Source organism: Streptomyces sp. GL_148 (assembly GCF_057834205.1).
This window is the reverse complement of record NZ_CM174396.1, coordinates 5,547,354-5,564,852: the sequence shown is the minus strand read 5'-3', so window position 1 is coordinate 5,564,852 and position 17,499 is coordinate 5,547,354. Positions and strand designations below refer to the sequence as shown.

General features: G+C 71.2%; 18 protein-coding genes. 9 read left to right on the top strand and 9 right to left on the bottom strand.

What is annotated here, in order from left to right; genetic code table 11:
• Positions 1-22 precede the first annotated feature (22 nt).
• From AC3IYI_RS25785 to AC3IYI_RS25770, 4 genes are all read right to left on the bottom strand, one after another.
• Entirely contained in the window at positions 23-652 is a 630-nt protein-coding gene (locus AC3IYI_RS25785) for a hypothetical protein (RefSeq protein WP_489405966.1), read from the bottom strand.
• 91 nt (positions 653-743) lie between these two features.
• Positions 744-1,073 (bottom strand): nuclear transport factor 2 family protein, encoded by a 330-nt coding sequence (locus tag AC3IYI_RS25780; protein ID WP_489405965.1) that lies wholly within the window; start codon positions 1,071-1,073, stop codon positions 744-746.
• A 102-nt stretch (positions 1,074-1,175) separates the two neighbouring features.
• Positions 1,176-2,003: a polysaccharide deacetylase family protein gene (locus tag AC3IYI_RS25775; protein ID WP_489405964.1), complete on the bottom strand. Its 828-nt coding sequence runs from the start codon at positions 2,001-2,003 to the stop codon at positions 1,176-1,178.
• 391 nt (positions 2,004-2,394) lie between these two features.
• Positions 2,395-3,984, bottom strand: coding sequence for an MDR family MFS transporter (locus AC3IYI_RS25770; RefSeq protein WP_489405963.1), 1,590 nt, complete (start codon positions 3,982-3,984; stop codon positions 2,395-2,397).
• Between the two features lie 124 nt (positions 3,985-4,108).
• Here AC3IYI_RS25770 and AC3IYI_RS25765 point away from each other — a divergent pair, with 124 nt between their 5' ends.
• Complete coding sequence (locus tag AC3IYI_RS25765; protein WP_489405962.1) at positions 4,109-4,693, top strand: TetR/AcrR family transcriptional regulator; 585 nt, start codon at positions 4,109-4,111, stop codon at positions 4,691-4,693.
• A gap of 124 nt (positions 4,694-4,817) precedes the next feature.
• On the top strand, positions 4,818-5,810 hold the full coding sequence (locus AC3IYI_RS25760) for an SGNH/GDSL hydrolase family protein (RefSeq protein ID WP_489405961.1): 993 nt from the start codon (positions 4,818-4,820) through the stop codon (positions 5,808-5,810).
• 76 nt (positions 5,811-5,886) lie between these two features.
• Here AC3IYI_RS25760 and AC3IYI_RS25755 read toward each other — a convergent pair whose 3' ends face one another.
• From AC3IYI_RS25755 to AC3IYI_RS25740, 4 genes are all read right to left on the bottom strand, one after another.
• A complete protein-coding gene (locus AC3IYI_RS25755) occupies positions 5,887-7,059 on the bottom strand; it encodes an acyltransferase family protein (protein WP_489405960.1) in 1,173 nt (390 codons plus the stop codon).
• Positions 7,060-7,315: 256 nt separating this feature from the next.
• Positions 7,316-7,531 (bottom strand): DUF6243 family protein, encoded by a 216-nt coding sequence (locus AC3IYI_RS25750; RefSeq protein ID WP_489405959.1) that lies wholly within the window; start codon positions 7,529-7,531, stop codon positions 7,316-7,318.
• A 217-nt stretch (positions 7,532-7,748) separates the two neighbouring features.
• Positions 7,749-8,153, bottom strand: coding sequence for a DnaJ family domain-containing protein (locus tag AC3IYI_RS25745; RefSeq protein ID WP_489405958.1), 405 nt, complete (start codon positions 8,151-8,153; stop codon positions 7,749-7,751).
• An 81-nt stretch (positions 8,154-8,234) separates the two neighbouring features.
• Positions 8,235-8,639 (bottom strand): DUF1348 family protein, encoded by a 405-nt coding sequence (locus AC3IYI_RS25740; RefSeq protein WP_489405957.1) that lies wholly within the window; start codon positions 8,637-8,639, stop codon positions 8,235-8,237.
• 196 nt (positions 8,640-8,835) lie between these two features.
• Here AC3IYI_RS25740 and AC3IYI_RS25735 point away from each other — a divergent pair, with 196 nt between their 5' ends.
• The 4 genes from AC3IYI_RS25735 (at position 8,836) to AC3IYI_RS25720 (ending at position 13,756) form a co-directional block, all read left to right on the top strand.
• Complete coding sequence (locus tag AC3IYI_RS25735) at positions 8,836-9,396, top strand: TetR/AcrR family transcriptional regulator (RefSeq protein ID WP_489411666.1); 561 nt, start codon at positions 8,836-8,838, stop codon at positions 9,394-9,396.
• 131 nt (positions 9,397-9,527) lie between these two features.
• On the top strand, positions 9,528-10,946 hold the full coding sequence (locus AC3IYI_RS25730) for an SH3 domain-containing protein (protein WP_489405956.1): 1,419 nt from the start codon (positions 9,528-9,530) through the stop codon (positions 10,944-10,946).
• A gap of 331 nt (positions 10,947-11,277) precedes the next feature.
• A complete protein-coding gene (locus AC3IYI_RS25725) occupies positions 11,278-12,699 on the top strand; it encodes an APC family permease (RefSeq protein WP_489411665.1) in 1,422 nt (473 codons plus the stop codon).
• Between the two features lie 88 nt (positions 12,700-12,787).
• Positions 12,788-13,756, top strand: a complete 969-nt coding sequence (locus AC3IYI_RS25720) for a hypothetical protein (protein ID WP_489405955.1) — start codon at positions 12,788-12,790, stop codon at positions 13,754-13,756.
• 121 nt (positions 13,757-13,877) lie between these two features.
• Here AC3IYI_RS25720 and AC3IYI_RS25715 read toward each other — a convergent pair whose 3' ends face one another.
• Entirely contained in the window at positions 13,878-14,951 is a 1,074-nt protein-coding gene (locus tag AC3IYI_RS25715) for a hypothetical protein (protein ID WP_489405954.1), read from the bottom strand.
• Positions 14,952-15,257: 306 nt separating this feature from the next.
• On the opposite strand from AC3IYI_RS25715, the gene AC3IYI_RS25710 reads away from it, so the two are divergent.
• The 3 genes from AC3IYI_RS25710 (at position 15,258) to AC3IYI_RS25700 (ending at position 17,478) form a co-directional block, all read left to right on the top strand.
• Positions 15,258-15,647 carry a hypothetical protein gene (locus AC3IYI_RS25710; RefSeq protein WP_489405953.1) on the top strand — a complete coding sequence of 130 codons (390 nt, stop codon included), beginning with the start codon at positions 15,258-15,260 and terminating at the stop codon, positions 15,645-15,647.
• A gap of 267 nt (positions 15,648-15,914) precedes the next feature.
• Positions 15,915-16,328 carry a YciI family protein gene (locus tag AC3IYI_RS25705; RefSeq protein WP_489405952.1) on the top strand — a complete coding sequence of 138 codons (414 nt, stop codon included), beginning with the start codon at positions 15,915-15,917 and terminating at the stop codon, positions 16,326-16,328.
• A 1-nt stretch (position 16,329) separates the two neighbouring features.
• The gene (locus AC3IYI_RS25700; protein WP_489405951.1) at positions 16,330-17,478 is read left to right on the top strand and encodes an RNA polymerase sigma factor; all 1,149 of its coding nucleotides are present in this window, start codon (positions 16,330-16,332) and stop codon (positions 17,476-17,478) included.
• Positions 17,479-17,499 lie beyond the last annotated feature (21 nt).

Sequence of the window (17,499 nt, the reverse complement as noted above, 5' to 3'; positions counted from 1 at the left end):
CACCTCCTGCGCCCACCCTGGGCTAACTCGCGCCCTGGTTCTTCGGGGTGAAGGCCGTGCGGTACTGCTCGCAGCTGGAGTCCCACTGCAGGGAACCGGTGAGGGTGCCGTAGCCGGTGCGCGTCACCGACCATTCCACCGTGTACACACCGGTGTCACACGTGATGCGCTTGCCGCCGGGGATCTTCGTACGGCCCGTCGCGGGCCGGTTCTTGAGCTCCTGGTGCACCTGCGCCACCCCGGCACGCCGGGCGTCGCGCAGGACGGCGTGCAGGACGAACACCTGCTTGCCGTCCTTCGTCGTCAGCAGCTTCTTCACCCCCTGCGAATCCGACACCGACCACGCGAACTCGTACCCGGGCTCCCAGGCCAGGGTCTTGGGGTCGCCGATCTTGCGCTCGTACTCCTCGGCGCCCTTGGGGCCGGGGCGGGTGACGGTCTTGTACTGGATGCCGGGGTGGAAGCGGAACTGCGCCTCCACCTTGTGCATGTCGTCCTTGGTCCACATCGACTTCATCGACTTCTCGCCGCCGCTCGGGTCCTGGAGGTAGGACGCGCTGTCCGCGGCGGTGGCCGCGCCGCCCGAGAGTGCGGGGGCGAGGGCCGCCGCGGCAGCGGCGAGGACGAGGGCGGCGGTGCGGGTGCGGTTCATACCCGGACCAACGGGACCCTCCGGCGGGCCGGAACGACGCCGGGCGCCCTTTCACCCGTACGGGATCCGGCAGCGCGGTGGTGGACGCGCGCTACGCCTGGCCCGTCTCGAAGCGGCTGATGCGGCCTCCGCCGGGGGCGATGACGAACCGCCAGGAGGTGCGCATCTCGCCCCAGGTGTCGTTGCGGTAGCCGACGGTCAGGGTGCGGCCGCCGTCGGACTCGGACTGGACGTCCATGTGGCCGCCGGAGTCGAAGATCTCCCGGTCGATCCACTCCTGGAGGTCGCGCTCCGTCCCGTCGTCGGACATGGTCGCGTCGGCGGTCAGGAGCGCGAGGAAGGCGTCCTTGTCGTGCGCGTTGACCGCGCCGACGAGGGCGCCGACGACGGGGTCGGACAGCTTCCCGGGGTCGATGGCCACGGAGACCTCCTGGTGGGGCGTACGGGCTTGCGTGCGCGACCAGGGAACACCCCGGGCGGCGCCGGGGCGTCGACCCTCACCCGTTCGCCACCGGACGGCGTGTCAGGCGCTGGGGCCGGTGACCACCGGGAAGCCGGTGGGCCGGCCCTGCTCCTTCAGCCAGGCCAGGACCTGGTCGAGGGCTTCGACGCTCTGGGTGCGGTCGCCGCCGCCGTCGTGGAAGAGGATGGTCGGGCCGTTGCCTATCTCGGCCTTGACGGTTCCGACGATCGCGGCCACGCCCGGCTTGCTGAAGTCCTTGGTGTCGACGTTCCAGCCGAGCGGGCGCATGCCGTTGGCCGCGGCCAGGGCCCGGCTCTCGGGGGTGAACGCGCCGCCGGGGGCCCGGTAGTACTGCACCTTGACCCCGGCGCCCGCGGCGTCCTCGATCTGCTTCTTCGCATCGAGGATCTGCTGCTGCTGGTAGGCAAGGGGCTTCTTGTCCATGCCGGTGTTGTGGTCCATGGTGTGGTCGCAGAGCCGGTGGCCGCCGGCGACGACCTTCTTGACCAGGTCGGGGTGGTCCTTGGCCTGCGGTCCGATCATGCAGAAGACCGCCTTCACGTCGTACTTCTTCAGCACCTCCAGCACCTTCGGGGTCCACTTGGGGTCGGGCCCGTCGTCGATGGTGATGTTGACCGCGTCGCCGCCGCTCTCTGACGCGTGGGCTATGCCGTCCGGGACCTGCCCGCCGGGCTTCCCGGGCGCCTGCGGCTCGCCGTCGCCACCTCCCTTCGCGGGGTCGTCGGTCTGCCGGGAGACGTTTTGATGGTTGGTGTCGTGGCCCGGGTCGACGAGCGCCGTCACCCCCCACGCGGTCGCGGCCACCGCCGCCACGGCTCCGGCGACGGCGATCCGTGCCTTCGTACCCCGCATCTGCGTGTGCGTCATGAACCCCATGTGATGTCTCAACTCCCCATATCGACGCCCACCGTGTGAGCTCGCACTGGTCAGGACGTCGGTCGGGGATGCGGGGTTCCAGTCGAATGGCCCATAAATTCCTGGTTGCAGGACGTTGGTCCTTGATCGTCCCGAATGGCCTCAAATCCAGCCCCGCCGGCGTTTGAGGCGCGGGTCCGGGCGGAGCCCGGTTTCGGGAAGGGGCGGGGTGGGGGAAGGCCCCGCGCAGCGGCCCCACCCACCCGGCCGCGGCCGACCCCCACCCGCCCCGCCCCGCGCCACCGGCACCGGCACCGGCACCGGCACCGAACGACGCAGGCCCGGCCCGGAGGATCCGTAGATCCACCGAGCCGGGCCCACAGTTCACCCGGGCGCGAGCAGCTCAGTGCACGGCCGCCGCCTCCGGCGCCACCTCGGACTCGGCCGAGCCGCCACCAGCCGCACCGGCCGGCCCGGCCCCGCGCAGCGGGACCTCCTTGACGAACCAGGCGGCCGCGAAGCCCAGTACCGCGATCGCCGCACCGAGCAGGAACGCCGAGTGCGTTCCGGCGGCCACCGCGTGCTGGTAGGCCTCCCGCACGACCTCGGGCAGCTTCGCCAGACTCGCCGCGTCCAACTGCGCGGAGCCCGCCGCGGACGCCGCCTCGGGGCCGAGCCGGTCGGTCATCGTGCTGGTGACCTGACTGGTGAACAGGGAGCCCATGAGCGCCACGCCGAAGGAGCCGCCGAGGGTACGGAACAGGGTCGCCGAGGAGGACGCGACGCCCATGTCCTTCATCTCGACGCTGTTCTGCGCGACCAGCATCGTGATCTGCATCAGGAAGCCGAGGCCGGCGCCGAGCACCGCCATGTACACGCCGGACATCAGGCGGCTCGTCCCGGTGTCCATGGTCGCGAGCAGGAAGAGCCCGACGACCATCAGACCGCCGCCGATGATCGGGAAGATCTTGTACTTGCCGCTGTTGGTGGTGATCCGGCCCGCGATCAGCGAGACGGCCATCATCGAGAGCAGCATCGGCAGGAGCAGCAGGCCGGAGTTGGTGGCCGAGGCGCCCTGGACCGACTGCTGGAAGAGCGGCAGGTACAGCACGCCGCCGAACATCGCGAAGCCGACCAGGAAGCCGATCACGGACATGAGGGTGAAGTTGCGGCTGCGGAAGATGTGCAGCGGCATGACCGGGTCGGCGGCCTTGGTCTCGGCGTAGAGGAAGCCGGCGATGGAGACGATGCCTACGGCGATCAGGCCGATGATCTCGGCGGAGCCCCACGCGTACTCGGTGCCACCCCAGGTGGTGACGAGGACGGTGGAGGTGATGCCGATGGTGAGCAGCGCCGCGCCGAGGTAGTCGATCTTGGGGCGTTCCCCTTGAGGCTTCTTCGGGAGGTGCAGCACCGCGGTGACCATGGCCAGGGCCACGGCGCCGAGCGGGAGGTTGATGTAGAAGGACCAGCGCCAGCCCATGTGGTCGGTGATGGTGCCGCCGACCAGCGGTCCGCCGATCATGGCGAGGGCCATCACGCCGGCCATCATGCCCTGGTACTTGCCGCGCTCGCGGGGCGGGATCAGGTCGCCGATGATCGCCATGACGCCGACCATCAGACCGCCGGCGCCGAGGCCCTGGATCGCACGGAAGCCGATGAGCTGGCCCATGTCCTGGGCCATGCCGCTGAGCGCGGAGCCGATCACGAAGATGACGATCGAGGTGAGGAAGGAGCCCTTCCTCCCGTACATGTCGCCGACCTTGCCCCAGATGGGAGTGGAGGCGGCGGTGGCCAGCGTGTAGGCGGTGACGACCCAGGAGAGGTGTTCCAGGCCGCCGAGCTCGCCGACGATCGTGGGCATGGCCGTGCCGATGATCATGTTGTCGAGCATGGCCAGCAGCATCGCGATCATGAGCGCCATCAGGACGACCCGCACGCTGCGCGGCTTCACCTCCTCCGAGGCGTCCGCGTTCTTCTTGATGTCCACCATGTTCCACTCCCCTGGCGCATACGCACCGGCCCCTGGGACTTACTTGCCGACCGGCTAGTTGACTACACTGGGGAAGGTAGACCCGTAACTAGCCGGGCGTCAAGTAAGTAATCAGGGGAGCGTCATGTCCAGCAGCAGTCCACAGCAGCGGCGCGGCGACACGCGGCAGCGCATCCAGGACGTCGCACTGGAGCTCTTCGCCGAGCAGGGGTACGAGAAGACGTCGCTGCGGGAGATCGCGGAGCGGCTGGGGGTCACGAAGGCGGCGCTGTACTACCACTTCAAGACCAAGGAAGACATCATCATCAGCCTGTTCGACGACCTGACCCGGCCGATCGACGAGCTGATCCGGTGGGCGGAGGAGCAGCCGCGCACGCTGGAGATGAAGCGGGAGGTCCTGCGCCGCTACAGCGAGGCGATGGCGGGCGGCGCCTCCCTGTACCGCTTCATGCAGGAGAACCAGGCCTCACTGCGGGACCTGAGCATCGGCGAGACGGTGAAGAAGCGCCTCTTCGCCCTGGTGGAGCTGCTCCGCACCGGCCAGGAGGACGCCCCGCTGGCCGACCAAGTGCGGTGCGTGAGCGCCCTGTTCACCCTCCATGCGGGAATGATGTTCCTCCAGCACGTGGAGGGGGACCCGGAGGAGACCCGCCAGGCCGCCCTGGAGGTCGCGACGGACCTGATCACCCAGGCCCACCAGCAGGCATAGCCCGTCCGTTCACTCGATCGAACGAACACAACGCCAAACGATTACTCTCTGTAGTCGGCGCGGCTACTTTTGGTGATGTGCGCTGCGGAAGAGCCGCGGCGCCCGAGCCAAAGGCACCGCCGTCATGATGCGTCTCGCCCTCACCACCGCCGCTGCCGCGGCAGCCGCCTTCGCCGCCGTTCCCGCGCCGCAGGCACCGGCCGCCCCGCTCTCCTACGTCGCCCTCGGGGACTCGTACAGCGCCGCCTCCTTCGTGCGCCCCTGGAACACCGACGGATGCGGCCGCTCCGAGCAGGACTATCCGCACCAGGCCGCGCGGCGGCTGAAGTTGAAGCTCACCGACGTCACCTGCTCCGCCGCCGAGGTCAGAGCGGGGCTGCTGGGTCCGCAGTCCGAGCTGAAGGGGCCACCATCCGTGCCCCCACCGGGCGGATGGACCGCGAAGCCGCCGCAGATCAGCGCCGTTACGGCAGCCGCCGACCTCGTCACGGTCGGCGCCGGCGGCAACTCCGTGGGCTTCTCGGAGATCGTCGAGACGTGCGTGAAGCGCGGCCTGGTCTCTTTCGGTACGGGGAGCCCGTGCACCGATCACTACGCGCGGGGCGGGGGCGCCGCGGGGCTCGACGCCCGGTTCACCGCGCTGGAGGCCGATTTCGCGGCCCTGCTGAAGGAGATCCGCACGCGCGCTCCGCGCGCCGGGGTGGCGGTCGTCGGGTATCCGGCCGTCGTGGACGAGTCCGCGGGCTGCGGCTGGGGGTCCTGGCACCAGCTCGGAACCGTCACCAAGGGTGATATGCCCTGGCTCGACAGTCTGGAGCGCCGGCTCAACACCCTCCTGCGGGAGCAGGCCCGCCGGAGCGGCGCGGTGTACGTGGACACGTACTCCTCCAGCACCGGGCACGGGGTGTGCGCGAGCGGAGAGCAGCGCTGGATGTACGGCATCAAGGACAGCCTGACCGGGCCGGGCGAGCAGAGCGACCCGCCCTCCGAGCTCTGCCGCTCCATCCCGGCCCGCGGCGAGGCCTGCACCGTTCTCCACCCGAACCTCCGCGGCGCCACCCAACAGGCGGACCGCGTCACCGAGACCCTGACCGCACTGCGGGCGGACAGACCCTGACCGGGAGCCCCGGCAGCGCGCCGAGGCACGGCACCGGACGACACGGGCCTGACCGGCAAGATCCGAAAGAGACGGCCTAGCCGATGCGGCTGGTGACGGGGGCCTCGCGCTCTGCCGGTCGCCTGGCGGCCGGGGCGGGGAGTTCGGTGTCGGGGCTGTTGCGGGGGTGCTTGCGGGCGGGGGTGTTGCGGCGTACGTCGTCCACACCGCGTCGCATCGCGTCGCGGAGCCACTTGCTGAGGGGGCGCTCCACGAGCCGGTGGATCAGCCATGCGACGACCATCATCAGTACGGTCACCGAGACCAGGAGGACCGCTGCGGGCGCCTGGTTGCGGAAGTGGTGGATGAGGGTCATCCCGATGTACATGTGGATGAGATAGAGCGGGTACGTGATCGCCCCGGCGGTCGACAGCCACTTCCACTGCACCTTGTCGAAGGCGCCCAGCGCGATCGCGGCGATCACGGCGAAGCCGGCGATCACGATCAGCCGCACGGGCCAGCTGGGCAGCAGGTTGGCCGCGACCTTGCCCAGGCTGCTCTCCATCCGGTAGTGCAAGTAGCGCTGGGACAGCAGCAGCTGCATCACGACGATCCCCCACAGCATGGGGTTCGACCCGTAGCGGCGCATGAGGTAGAAGGCGATGCCGGCGATGAAGAACGGCGCGTACACGGGCATCGCGAAGGCCGCCAGCAGGGGAAAGCCGAGTGAGGGCGCCAGCGCCGCGGCCACGGTCCAGACCCCGCAGAAGATGACCATGTTGCGGTAGGTGACTCCGCAGAGGACGACGACCGCCATCAGCACGTAGAACTTGAGCTCGACGAAGAGCGTCCAGTAGACGTCGTCGACGTTCCGGGTGTTGTTGCCGGCCTGCAGCATCGTCAGGTTGACGATGACGTCGTCCCAGCCGCGTATGGAGTGGATCTCCGGCCATGCCTTCACGACCAGCGCGGTGAAGGGCACGGCGACCCAGTAGGCCGGGAAGAGCCGGGAGACCCGCGATATGGCGAAGTCGCCGACCGTGCGTCCCCAGACGCTCATGCATATGACGAAGCCGCTGACCAGGAAGAAGATTTCGACCCCGAGCCACCCGAACTGGGCGAAGTGGTGGAGGGTCGGGAAGATCGTGACCGGGTCGTGGCCCCAGGGGCGACTCAGAGCTGCGTAGTGGTACAGGACCACCATCAGCGCGGCGACCAAGCGAAGCCCGTCGAGGGCCGCGAGTCTGGTCTTGAGCCCAGGCTGGGGCATGTGAAACCTCCGTGCCGCCACCGGCGACACCCTGCAGTGAGAGAAAAGCCCCCGAATCGGTCCACGGACGCAGGCCCAGTGTTACCTGTGGGGAACCTATGTGCGGCACATGTTCTCATGAAGTCTAAAGATTTCGACTGTGACGACGGACATGGGGAGCTCCGCTGTCGGGCGGCCGGCGACGACAGCAGGGCCCGGACCGCGCGTTGCGGTCCGGGCCCTGCCCTGTGCGATTGCCGCCCTGCGGCGGTGTGCGTCAGCCCTGTGCGGCGGTGTCGCCCGTCGGCTCGGCACCCTCGGCGGCGACGGCCTTCTCGCGCATCTTGCGCAGCAGCTCCGCCTTCAGGTCGGCGGCACCCTGGCGGTCGAGGTTGCGGTGCGGCCCGTTGTTCTGCCGTTCGGCGCGGGACTGCCTCTTGCGCTGGCCGCCGCCCTGACCCACGGGGTTGTTGATGTTCTTGCTCACGGTCACGGGTTCTCCCGGTAATGGTGCGAAGTGATCTACGGATGCGTCAGTGAGGGACGGGCAGTGGCAGTGGCGTCGAAGGACGTCAGCGGGGGCCCATCACGCGCTCACTCGTAAATCGGCCTCTGGAAGAACATGACAAAGACGTTACCCGCTTCCGTCGACCCCGCACGCCAACCGTTTCGCCGCACCGGCGAAACGCCCGGCCACTACGGGACAACCATCAGCGGGCTTCCCGGGATTCCCGCCACTGGGCGAGTTCGGCTTCGACGTCGAATTCCTTGAGGTGCAGCGGCGGGCCGGGCGGCGGCCTGCGCAGGGCCGCGCGGATCTTGTCGTTGACCTCCGTGAGGAGGTCGCGGACCTGGCGTTCGGTGCGGGCGGCCTTGACCGCCTCGCGGGCGTCTTCCGCCTCCTTGCGGAGTGCGAGCGCCGGCGGAAGAACCGCGAAGCCCTCGCGGTGGAGTTTGCCCTTGATCCACCACAGCTCGTCGTACGGGGCGTCGAGCGAGGCCAGCGGCTTGCCGAAGCCGGGCAGATCCTCGATCTCGCCGCGCTCCTCGGCCTGTCTGATCTGGCGGTCCACGAAGGATTCGAAGCTGACACCAGGCGGTTTGCGCTCGGTCACACTGCCTCCCAAGGGTCCCTGCCAGCATAACTCCGAGGGCTGGGGAGGGGGTTACGCACCGCGATCGCCTCGCCTTCGGCCTCAGAGGCGGCGGTCCGACTCCTCGATCGGGACGTCGTTGATGCTGGCCTCGCGACGGCGCATCAGGCCCGCGGCGTCGAACTCCCACTGCTCGTTGCCGTGGCTGCGCCACCACTGACCGCTCGCGTCGTGCCACTCGTACTCGAAGCGCACCGAGATGCGGTTGCCGGTGTACGCCCACAGCTCCTTGCGCAGCCTGTACTCCAGCTCGCGCTCCCACTTGTCGGCGAGGAAGGCACGGATCTCGGCGCGGCCGGTCAGGAAGCGGTCGCGGTTCCGCCAGGCGGAGTCCTCGGTGTAGGCGAGGGAGACGCGTTCGGGATCGCGGCTGTTCCAGGCGTCCTCGGCGGCCTGCACCTTGGCGCGGGCGGACTCCTCGGTGAAGGGCGGCAGCGGCGGTCGCACGGAAGGAACGGAGGAAGAAGAAGGAGTGGCAGGCACGAGGGGACACCTCTCGACATCGACTGGATGGGGGCGGGGATGGGGACGGGGAGGGGGATGGCATTGAGAACGGTCGTTCTCCTCGCTGCCCGAGCCTAGAGAACGTGCGTTCTCCGCGCAAGCGATTCTGGTCTACGCTGCTTTCATGCCCGCCGCCCCGATGAACGACGAAGACGCCCGCACCCGCCTGCTCGACGCCGCGGAGGCGCTGTTCTACGCCGAAGGCATCCAGGCCGTGGGCATGGACCGGATCCGCGCCGAGTCGGGCATCCCGCTCAAGCGGCTCTACCGCCTCTACCCGGCCAAGGAATCCCTGGTCACCGCCTACCTGGAGCGCCGCGACGGCCGCTGGATGGCGAGCCTGCGCGCAGCGGTCGCGGGGCAGGCCGACCCGGTCGGGGCAGTCTTCGAGTGGCTCGCGCGGTGGTTCTCGGAGCCGGATTTCCGCGGCTGCGCGTTCCTGAACGCGTACGGGGAGCTGGGTACGGGTCCCGCCGGAGTGCTGGACGTCGTACGCCGCCACAAGGCGGAGCTACGGGCGTTGCTGGCCGGCGTCGCCGGGCCGGGCCGGGAGGGTCTGGCGGAGCAGTTGCTGCTGCTGGTCGAGGGGGCGACGGTGGTCGCGGCACTGGATCCGGGCCCCGGGGCGGCGGTGCGGGCGCGCGAGGCGGCGTACGTCCTGGTCCGGGCGGACGGAGGGATTCACGCGGCTGCCGAGTGATCGGTTACGCGTCGCACCCGTCTGGTTCGCATTGTCGGCTTTTAACTGGTGTCGGGACTTTTGTCCACCGGAAGACCGCATTCGGCGGTCGCCCTCCGGTTCCGTCGCTTTTCCTCGCGGAGGAAACACCCTTGTCTGCTTCCCGCTGCACGTCGGCCGCCCTGGTCGTCGCGGCCGTCACCGCGACCTGCCTGCTGCCCGCCGTGCCGGCTTTCGCCGCCGGCTCGCCGCACATCCGGTTCTCCCAGCCGTACGTCCCCTCGATCGCCGCCGGAAAGACCGGCCGTGTGGTGATCGTGGCGGAGACCGGCGGAGATCCGGCGCTCAGCAGCAGCTTCCGGATCACCGCGCCGGAGCGGACGACCTTCCCCGAGGCCCGCTTCTACTGGAACGGCGACCGCGCGGGCGCGCCCTGCACCCTCTCCGGCAACGCCCGCCAGCTGACCTGTGACGCCGGGACCCGCGCGGGCTTCGCCTTCCCGGCGGAGAGCGACACCCGGCTGGGCGTACTCGTACGGGTGGACGCGGACGCCCCCGAGGGCACGACCCTCGACGGCGGCGAGTGGGCGGCTGCGGGATCGTCGCCCGGTCTGTACGCGGTGTCCACCCCAGTGACGGGCCCCAAGGGCGACGACGGGCAGGACGGGCACGACGGGCACGACGGGAAGCCGGGCCACGACGGCAAGCCCGGCCACCACGGCAAGCCGGGCCGCCCCGGCCCCAAGGGCGACAAGGGTGACCAGGGCGACCGCGGCGAGAAGGGCGACCGCGGGCCGAAGGGTCCGAAGGGCGACACCGGCCCCGCAGGTCCGAAGGGCGACCAGGGACCGGCCGGAGGCCCCCAAGGCCCGAAGGGCGACACCGGCGCACCCGGCCCGAAGGGCGACACCGGGCCGTCCGGCGGCCCGAAGGGCGACACCGGGGCCGCCGGCCCGAAGGGCGACACGGGCAACCCCGGCCCGACGGGACCCGCGGGAGTACCCGGACCGGGCGGACCCGAGGGACCCCAGGGCCCCCAGGGCGACACCGGCAACACGGGCGACACCGGCCCGGCGGGCGTACCCGGACCGACCGGACCCCAGGGCCCCCAGGGCGACTCCGGCCCATCCGGCCCGGCCGGCGGACCCAAGGGCGACAAGGGCGACCGGGGCGACACCGGCCCGGCCGGACCGACGGGATCGCGCGGACCGGGCGGACCGAAGGGCGAGCAGGGCCCGAAGGGCGACCAGGGCAAGCCCGGCAAGTGCAAGTGCGGCAAGGACCACGGCCACGGCGGTAAGGACCACGGAGGCAAGGACCACGGCGGCAAGGGCAACAAGCCCGGGAAGTCGACCGCACGCATTGTCAGCGACAAGCTGCACGTCCGCACCGGCCCCGGCACCCATTACGGGAAGACCGGCGTGATCAAGCACGGCACCGAGGTCCAGGTGCAGTGCAAGACCAACGGCACCTCCGTCGACGGCAACGCCATTTGGTACAAGCTCGCCGACGGCCGCGGCTGGATCTCCGCCCGCTACGCCGCGAACCTGAACCGCATCCCCTCCTGCTGACCCAGCCCCACCCACCCTTCGGTGCGCATCGAGGCCCCCGAGCCCCGGTGCGCACCGAAGACGTTTCCGCCCCGCGGAAGCCGCCACCCCACCACCTGCCACGGACAACGAAATCCGAAGCACCTGGCCACCGGAACTACCAATCCCAGCCCTCAATAGGTAGTTGAACAAAAGAAACAGAAGAGTAGCCCTTGTGTCCCCGCCACCACCGCGGGCAAGATCTAGCCCTCGTACAGGGCTCAGAAGGGCGCAGCCAGTGGTGAGCAAAAGGGCCGGCAGCGACGGGGGTGGCCTGCAGGCCGGCACCCTGGGGACGTTCGACTCCATCGTGATGGCGGTCGCGGGCTGCGGGCCGGCGTACACCGTCGCCGCGACGATCCCGGCGCTCATCGCCACCGTCGGGGTCGCGAGCCCCGCCGTGCTCCTGTACTGCGCGATACCGATGATCGGCATCGCGCTGGCCTTCCGTCATCTGGGACGTCTCGACGTCAACGCCGGGGCGAGCTACGCCTGGGTGGCGCGCACCCTGCACCCCTTCCTCGGCTTCCTCAGCGGCTGGGCCCTGGTCGTCGCCGCGACGGCCTTCCTGGTGTCCGCCACCCTCCCGGCCGGCAGTGCCACGCTCGCCCTCGTCAGCCCCGACCTGGCCGCGCACACCGGCCTGGCCACGGCCGTCGGCGCCGGCTGGTTCCTGCTCATGGCGGGCGTGGTGGCGCAGGGTGCCCGGATCGGCCCGTACACGCGCCGGGTCCTCACCGGCGTTCAGCTCGTGCTGCTCCTGGCCTTCGCCGTCGCAGCCCTGGCCAAGGACGGGAACGCGGCCGACTTCTCGCTCTCCTGGTTCGGCTTCGGCCACTTCGACGCCTCGCACAGCTTCGTCGCCGGCGCGCTGATCGCGGGCGTCAGCTACTGGGGCTGGGACGTCGCCAGCAACCTCACCGAGGAGACCCGCACCAGTCGCCGTTCCTTCGGCCTCGGCGGCCTGATCGGAGTCGCGCTGTCCTTCGCGATCTTCGTCGTCTTCACCATCGCCACCAACATCCTCATCGGCGCGGACGCGGTACGCGGCAACCCCGACGGCTTCCTCTCCGTGCTCGGCGACGCCGTCTGGCCGGGCTGGGGCGGCCGCCTGCTCGTCCTCGCCGTCATGCTGTCCATGATCGCCACCCTGGAGACGAGCCTCCTCCAGGCGACCCGCACGCTCTTCGCCATGGGCCGTGACCGCACCGTGCCCGCCGTGTTCGGCCGCATCCACCGTGACTGGCAGACGCCCGCCGTCGCCACGGCCACCGTGGCGGCCGTGGCGCTCCTCCTCGTCACCGTCTCCGTCACGGCCGGCTCCGGCACGCAGTTCGTACGGGACGCCGTCAGCGGCATCGGCCTGCACATCGCCTTCTACTACGCCCTCGCCGGCCTGGCGGCCGTGGTCGCGCATCGCCGGGTGCTGTTCCGTTCCGTGGGCACCTTCGTCTTCGTCGGGCTCTGGCCGCTCGGCGGAGCGCTGTTCATGATCTGGATCTTCGCCATGTCGGTTCCGGAACTGACGGGCAGCGCCCTCGCCATCGGTCTCGGGGCGCTCGCGCTGGGTCTGATCCCGATGACCTTCTCCCGGCTGCAGGGGGTCTCGTACTTCAGGCCCAGGCCGCTGGATCCCGGCCAGGACGCCTTCTACGAGGAACAGGGCTCCGGACGGGTCCCCGGACCGGGCCTCGCGGCGGCCGAACGGCGGGACGACGTGCTCACCGACTTCTGACGACACGAAGCGCCCCGCCGCCGGCCCCCGCACCGGCACCCCGCGTCGGGGCGGGGGCCGTCCACCCCCACCGATCCGAGGGAAGTCCATGGCACCCTGGCCGCGCCGCCGCCGCTCCGGAGCACCGGTCTACGACCAGGCGTACGGCGACCGGAGCCTGGAACAGTGCCGCCAGGACATGGTGATGGGCCGCTGGGAAGGGGCCCGCGACCTCCTGGCCGAGCACCCCCCGGGCGACTGGGACCGGCGCGCGCACCGTATCCGGCTGCTCGCGGACGCGGCGGCGAGCCGGCGCACCGTGGACGTCTGGTACGCCGCCGACCCCACCAGTGCGGACGCGGCCGTGCTGCGCGCGGAGACCGAGGTGATGCGGACCTTCGCCGCGGCGCGCAGCGGGGCGATGCCCGCGAACGACAGCCTGGACCAGGTGGCCGGGCTCTGTCTGCGGGCCGCCGATCTGGCGCCCGAGGACCCGTACCCGTACGTCTCCCTCGTGACGCTCGCCAGGCTGTACGACTGCGGCGACCCGAACATGGGCCACTGGTGGAACGAGCTCCGTGCCCGCGACCCCTACCACCGGGAAGCCCACCATCAGGCGCTGCGCTACCTCTCCTCGCGCTGGCACGGTTCGAACGGCGAGGCCAACAACTTCGCCTGGGACGTGGCCGTCTACGCCCCGGCCGGTTCGCCGCTCGTGGTGCTGCCGCAGGTGGCGCGGGCGGAGCAGTACCGCCACCAGATGGAGGCGGAGGGGCGCACGGCGATCGGGCTGGCCTACCACTGGAGCGGGGACCGGGCGCGCTGGGACCTGCGCAACGCGCTGGACAACTGGATCGCCCGGCGCAGGGTCTCGTACGCCCAGGACGTCGCCGACCTGAACTACCTGGCCCACGGTCTGGTCCACGCGGGCATGGAGGCGCAGGCGCCGGCCGTCTTCGCCCTGCTGGACAACCGGGCCACGCGGGTCCCGTGGTCGTACAGCGGCGATGCGCAGAGCCTCTTCGTCCGCTGGCGGGACAAGACGCTGGACCTGCCGGACCAGCGGCGGCGGGTCTGAGGCGGCGGGTCTCCGTCTCCGTCTGCTCACTGGCCGAGAGCCGAGGGCATGCTTGTGCCGTGCCCGGGCGCACCCGGACACGGCACAAGCGGTCAGGCCCCGATCAGCTGTGGGGCGCCGGTTACTTCATGTCCTTCCGGCGGTGGTTGGGGTCCATGGGGGCCTCCATGCCCTGGGCCGGCTTGGCACGCTGGGCGGTCCCGACCCCCGGCAGCGGCGGGGTGACCAGTACCCAGCCGTCGGTGCAGTTCACCAGGGTGTCGGTGTTGTTCTGGAGCTCACACCTCCGCTCGTACAGCTGGTTGCCCGTGGTCAGGACCTGGAACGAGACGTCGTTCGCCTGGGAGGCCACGGAGATGGAGCAGGCGCCGGCGGGGAGGTCCGCACCATCGTTGGTGCCCTGGGTCAGGTTCAGCCAGTTCCAGGTGTCCGGATTCTGGATGGAGCGGACGCCGCCGACGACCTGGCCGTCGGTCAGGACGGCCTTGACCTCGCTGGAGTTGCTGGGCTCGTAGGCGTCGACGTCACTGCAGGTGGCGGGACCCGCAGGACCCGTCGGACCGGTCGCACCCGTCGCACCGTCCGCGCCGTCGGCACCGGCCGGACCCTGCGGACCCGCCGGACCGGTCGCCCCGCCGCCAGGTCCGGTCGGACCCGTCGGACCGGTCGCACCCGTCGCACCGTCCACGCCGTCCGCGCCGTCGGCACCGGCCGGACCCTGCGGACCCGTCGGACCGGTCGCCCCGCCGCCAGGTCCGGTCGGACCCTGCGGCCCCGTCGCTCCGGCCGGGCCCTGCGGACCCGTCGGACCCTGCGGGCCCGTCGGACCGGTCGGGCCCTGGCCACCCGGCTTGCACTTGTCGTGGTCATCGCCCTGCGCGATGAACGGGGCGGACTTCTGCTGTTGCTGCGCCGCCCAGCGCTCCACCTGCGGGGCCTTGAGCCAGTCCGGTCCCTCGTGCCCGCGCGGCCCGTCATGCCCGTCGTGCCCGTCGGGCGGGCAGTCATCGCCTCCGTCCTCCGGGCTCGCCGCGATCACTGCCGCGGCCGGCTGGGCTGCCCACGTACTGGCTGCGGCAGGGCTCGCGATGCCCGCCACAACGAGAGCGAGCGCCGCGAACGTACCGGTGGTCAGCCATCCCGCCCGCCGGGGAAGCGGGCCGAGGGAAGATCGGGTCCTGGACTCAGGACTCAATGCTCCTTCTGGAACCGAATCAGGTGTGCGTCTACGAACTGGGTCGAAACCCGTACGGACTGGGTCGAAACCCGCAGCAACACTCGACCCACAGCGGGGAGGCGTGTCAGAGGCACGCGCGGACTTCAGCACATCGGCCCAAGGCCGGCGGGGCCATGAGGACGACCCACCCGCGCGCCTCCCCGGCCCGGACACACGTATGAGCTCCCGGTCTTCTCGCGACCGGACGAGGGGATCGACGGGGCCGAACGAGGGAAGGCGGGGCGGGAGCGGTGACCGGGGGCGGCACCTTCCCGTTTCCCGAGCATGCAGATCAATCGAATCTCAGTCATCGGCAGCCTGGCCGGCACGGTCCTCCTCTTCGGTGGCGCACCCGCCCACGCGGCCGACCCGCTGGTCTCGCTCCTCGACAGCCTCAACGTCTCGGACGTCTCGCTCACTCGGATCCTCAACCCGACGGTCGTCCTGACCAACGGGGGCGCGACGACCCTCCAGCAGGCGGCCGAGCCGCTTCTGGCGCAGCCCGCCACGCCGGCGGCGGCTCCGGCTGCTCCGGCTGCTCCGGCTGCTCCGGCCGCAGCGCCCGCGGCTCCGGCCGCAGCGCCCGCCGCTCCGGCGCGCACCGTCACGCTGCAGGCCGCCCCCGTGCTGCCGGGTGGTCCCGCGCAGGCCGTCCTGACGCCGGCCGCGCCGTAACGCGTGAACAGATGAAGGCCCTGTCCGGGACCGGACGCTGCTGGTAGACCCGGGCCTGCGGACGATGGCCTGCGCGACCCCGTCGGGGTGGTGCAGGCCATCGTCTTGTCCGGGCCCGGCCGGGCCCGGACCGGCTCTTCACCGGGCCGGACCGGCTCTTCGAGTCCCGCGGAAAAAACTTCGCCGTCGATGTCGAGAACCCGTGCCCCGCTCCGTCTCCTCTGTGGAAGCGGCCACAATGGGCCGCACGGCACGGAGGAGACCATCATGGCCAAGTACCTGCTTCTCAAGCACTACCGCGGCGCCCCGGCTGCCGCCAACGACGTCCCCATGAGCGAGTGGACGCCGGAGGAGATCACGGCCCACATCCAGTACATGAGCGACTTCGCTGCGCGGCTGGAGGGCACCGGCGAGTACGTCGACGGTCAGGCGCTCGCCCCCGAGGGCACCTGGGTCCGCTACGACGGCGAGGGCCGCCCGCCGGTCACCGACGGCCCCTTCGCCGAGACGAAGGACCTGATCGCCGGCTGGATGGTGATCGACGTGGACAGCTACGAGCGTGCGGTCGAGCTGGCCGGGGAGCTCTCGGCGGCCCCCGGTGCGGGCGGCAAGCCGATCCACGAATGGCTGGAGCTGCGTCCCTTCCTGTCGGCGCCGCCCACCATCGGCGAATGCCACTGACGTGAACGAGGCCCTGCTCCGGAGCCTCACCCCGCAGGTCCTCGGAATCCTCGTCCGCCGCGGAGCAGACTTCGCGGCGGCCGAGGACGCCGTCCAGGAGGCCCTGCTCGAAGCGGTGCGCGCCTGGCCCGAGGACCCTCCCCGGGATCCGAAGGCCTGGCTGGTCACCGCGGCCTGGCGCCGGTTCCTCGACGCGACGCGGGCGGACACCGCCCGCCGCCGGCGCGAGGACCGGGTCGAGGAGGAACCGGCGCCGGGCCCCGCCCCCGCGGTGGACGACACGCTCCAGCTCTACTTCCTGTGCGCCCACCCGTCCCTGACCCCGTCCTCCGCCGTCGCGCTCACCCTGCGCGCGGTCGGCGGGCTCACGACACGCCAGATCGCCGCGGCCTATCTCGTCCCCGAGGCGACCATGGCGCAGCGCATCAGCCGCGCCAAGCGCACCGTCTCCGACGTCCGCTTCGACCGGCCCGGCGACGTCGGCACGGTCCTGCGGGTCCTCTACCTGGTCTTCAACGAGGGCTACTCCGGCGACGTGGACCTCGCCGCCGAGGCCATCCGCCTCACCCGCGGCCTGGCGGCCTCCATCGACCACCCCGAGGTCTCGGGACTCCTCGCCCTGATGCTGCTCCACCACGCCCGGCGCGCGACCCGGACCGCCCCCGACGGCAGTCTGATCCCGCTCGCCGAGCAGGACCGCAGCCGCTGGGACACGAAGCTGATCGCCGAGGGCATCGGCATCCTGCATCCCGCCCTCGCCCGCGACCAACTGGGCGAGTTCCAGGCCCAGGCGGCCATCGCGGCTCTCCATGACGACGCGCAGAGCACCGAGGAGACCGACTGGGTGCAGATCGTGGAGTGGTACGACGAGCTGGTCCGCCTGACCGACAGCCCGATCGCCCGCCTCAACCGCGCGGTGGCCGTCGGCGAGGCGGACGGCCCGCGCGCCGGGCTGGCGGCGCTCGCGGAGCTCGACGCCACGCTCCCCCGTCACACCGCGGTGGCCGCGTACCTCCACGAACGCGACGGCGACCTGTCGGCTGCGGCCCGCCTGTACGCCGAGGCGGCCCACCGGGCCCCCAACCTCGCGGAGCGCGACCACCTGACCCGCCGGGCGGCCCGCCTGAACGCGATCCGCCCGCGCGCCTGACAGCCGTCGGCCGGGGAGGTA

Excerpts from the sequence above, each read along its gene's own strand:
- AC3IYI_RS25785 (WP_489405966.1), bottom strand. The coding sequence starts at position 652 with ATGAACCGCACCCGCACCGCCGCCCTCGTCCTCGCCGCTGCCGCGGCG.
- AC3IYI_RS25775 (WP_489405964.1), bottom strand. The coding sequence starts at position 2,003 with ATGACGCACACGCAGATGCGGGGTACGAAGGCACGGATCGCCGTCGCC.
- AC3IYI_RS25770 (WP_489405963.1), bottom strand. The coding sequence starts at position 3,984 with ATGGTGGACATCAAGAAGAACGCGGACGCCTCGGAGGAGGTGAAGCCG.
- AC3IYI_RS25765 (WP_489405962.1), top strand. The coding sequence starts at position 4,109 with ATGTCCAGCAGCAGTCCACAGCAGCGGCGCGGCGACACGCGGCAGCGC.
- AC3IYI_RS25760 (WP_489405961.1), top strand. The coding sequence starts at position 4,818 with ATGATGCGTCTCGCCCTCACCACCGCCGCTGCCGCGGCAGCCGCCTTC.
- AC3IYI_RS25755 (WP_489405960.1), bottom strand. The coding sequence starts at position 7,059 with ATGCCCCAGCCTGGGCTCAAGACCAGACTCGCGGCCCTCGACGGGCTT.
- AC3IYI_RS25735 (WP_489411666.1), top strand. The coding sequence starts at position 8,836 with ATGAACGACGAAGACGCCCGCACCCGCCTGCTCGACGCCGCGGAGGCG.
- AC3IYI_RS25725 (WP_489411665.1), top strand. The coding sequence starts at position 11,278 with ATGGCGGTCGCGGGCTGCGGGCCGGCGTACACCGTCGCCGCGACGATC.
- AC3IYI_RS25720 (WP_489405955.1), top strand. The coding sequence starts at position 12,788 with ATGGCACCCTGGCCGCGCCGCCGCCGCTCCGGAGCACCGGTCTACGAC.
- AC3IYI_RS25710 (WP_489405953.1), top strand. The coding sequence starts at position 15,258 with ATGCAGATCAATCGAATCTCAGTCATCGGCAGCCTGGCCGGCACGGTC.
- AC3IYI_RS25705 (WP_489405952.1), top strand. The coding sequence starts at position 15,915 with ATGGCCAAGTACCTGCTTCTCAAGCACTACCGCGGCGCCCCGGCTGCC.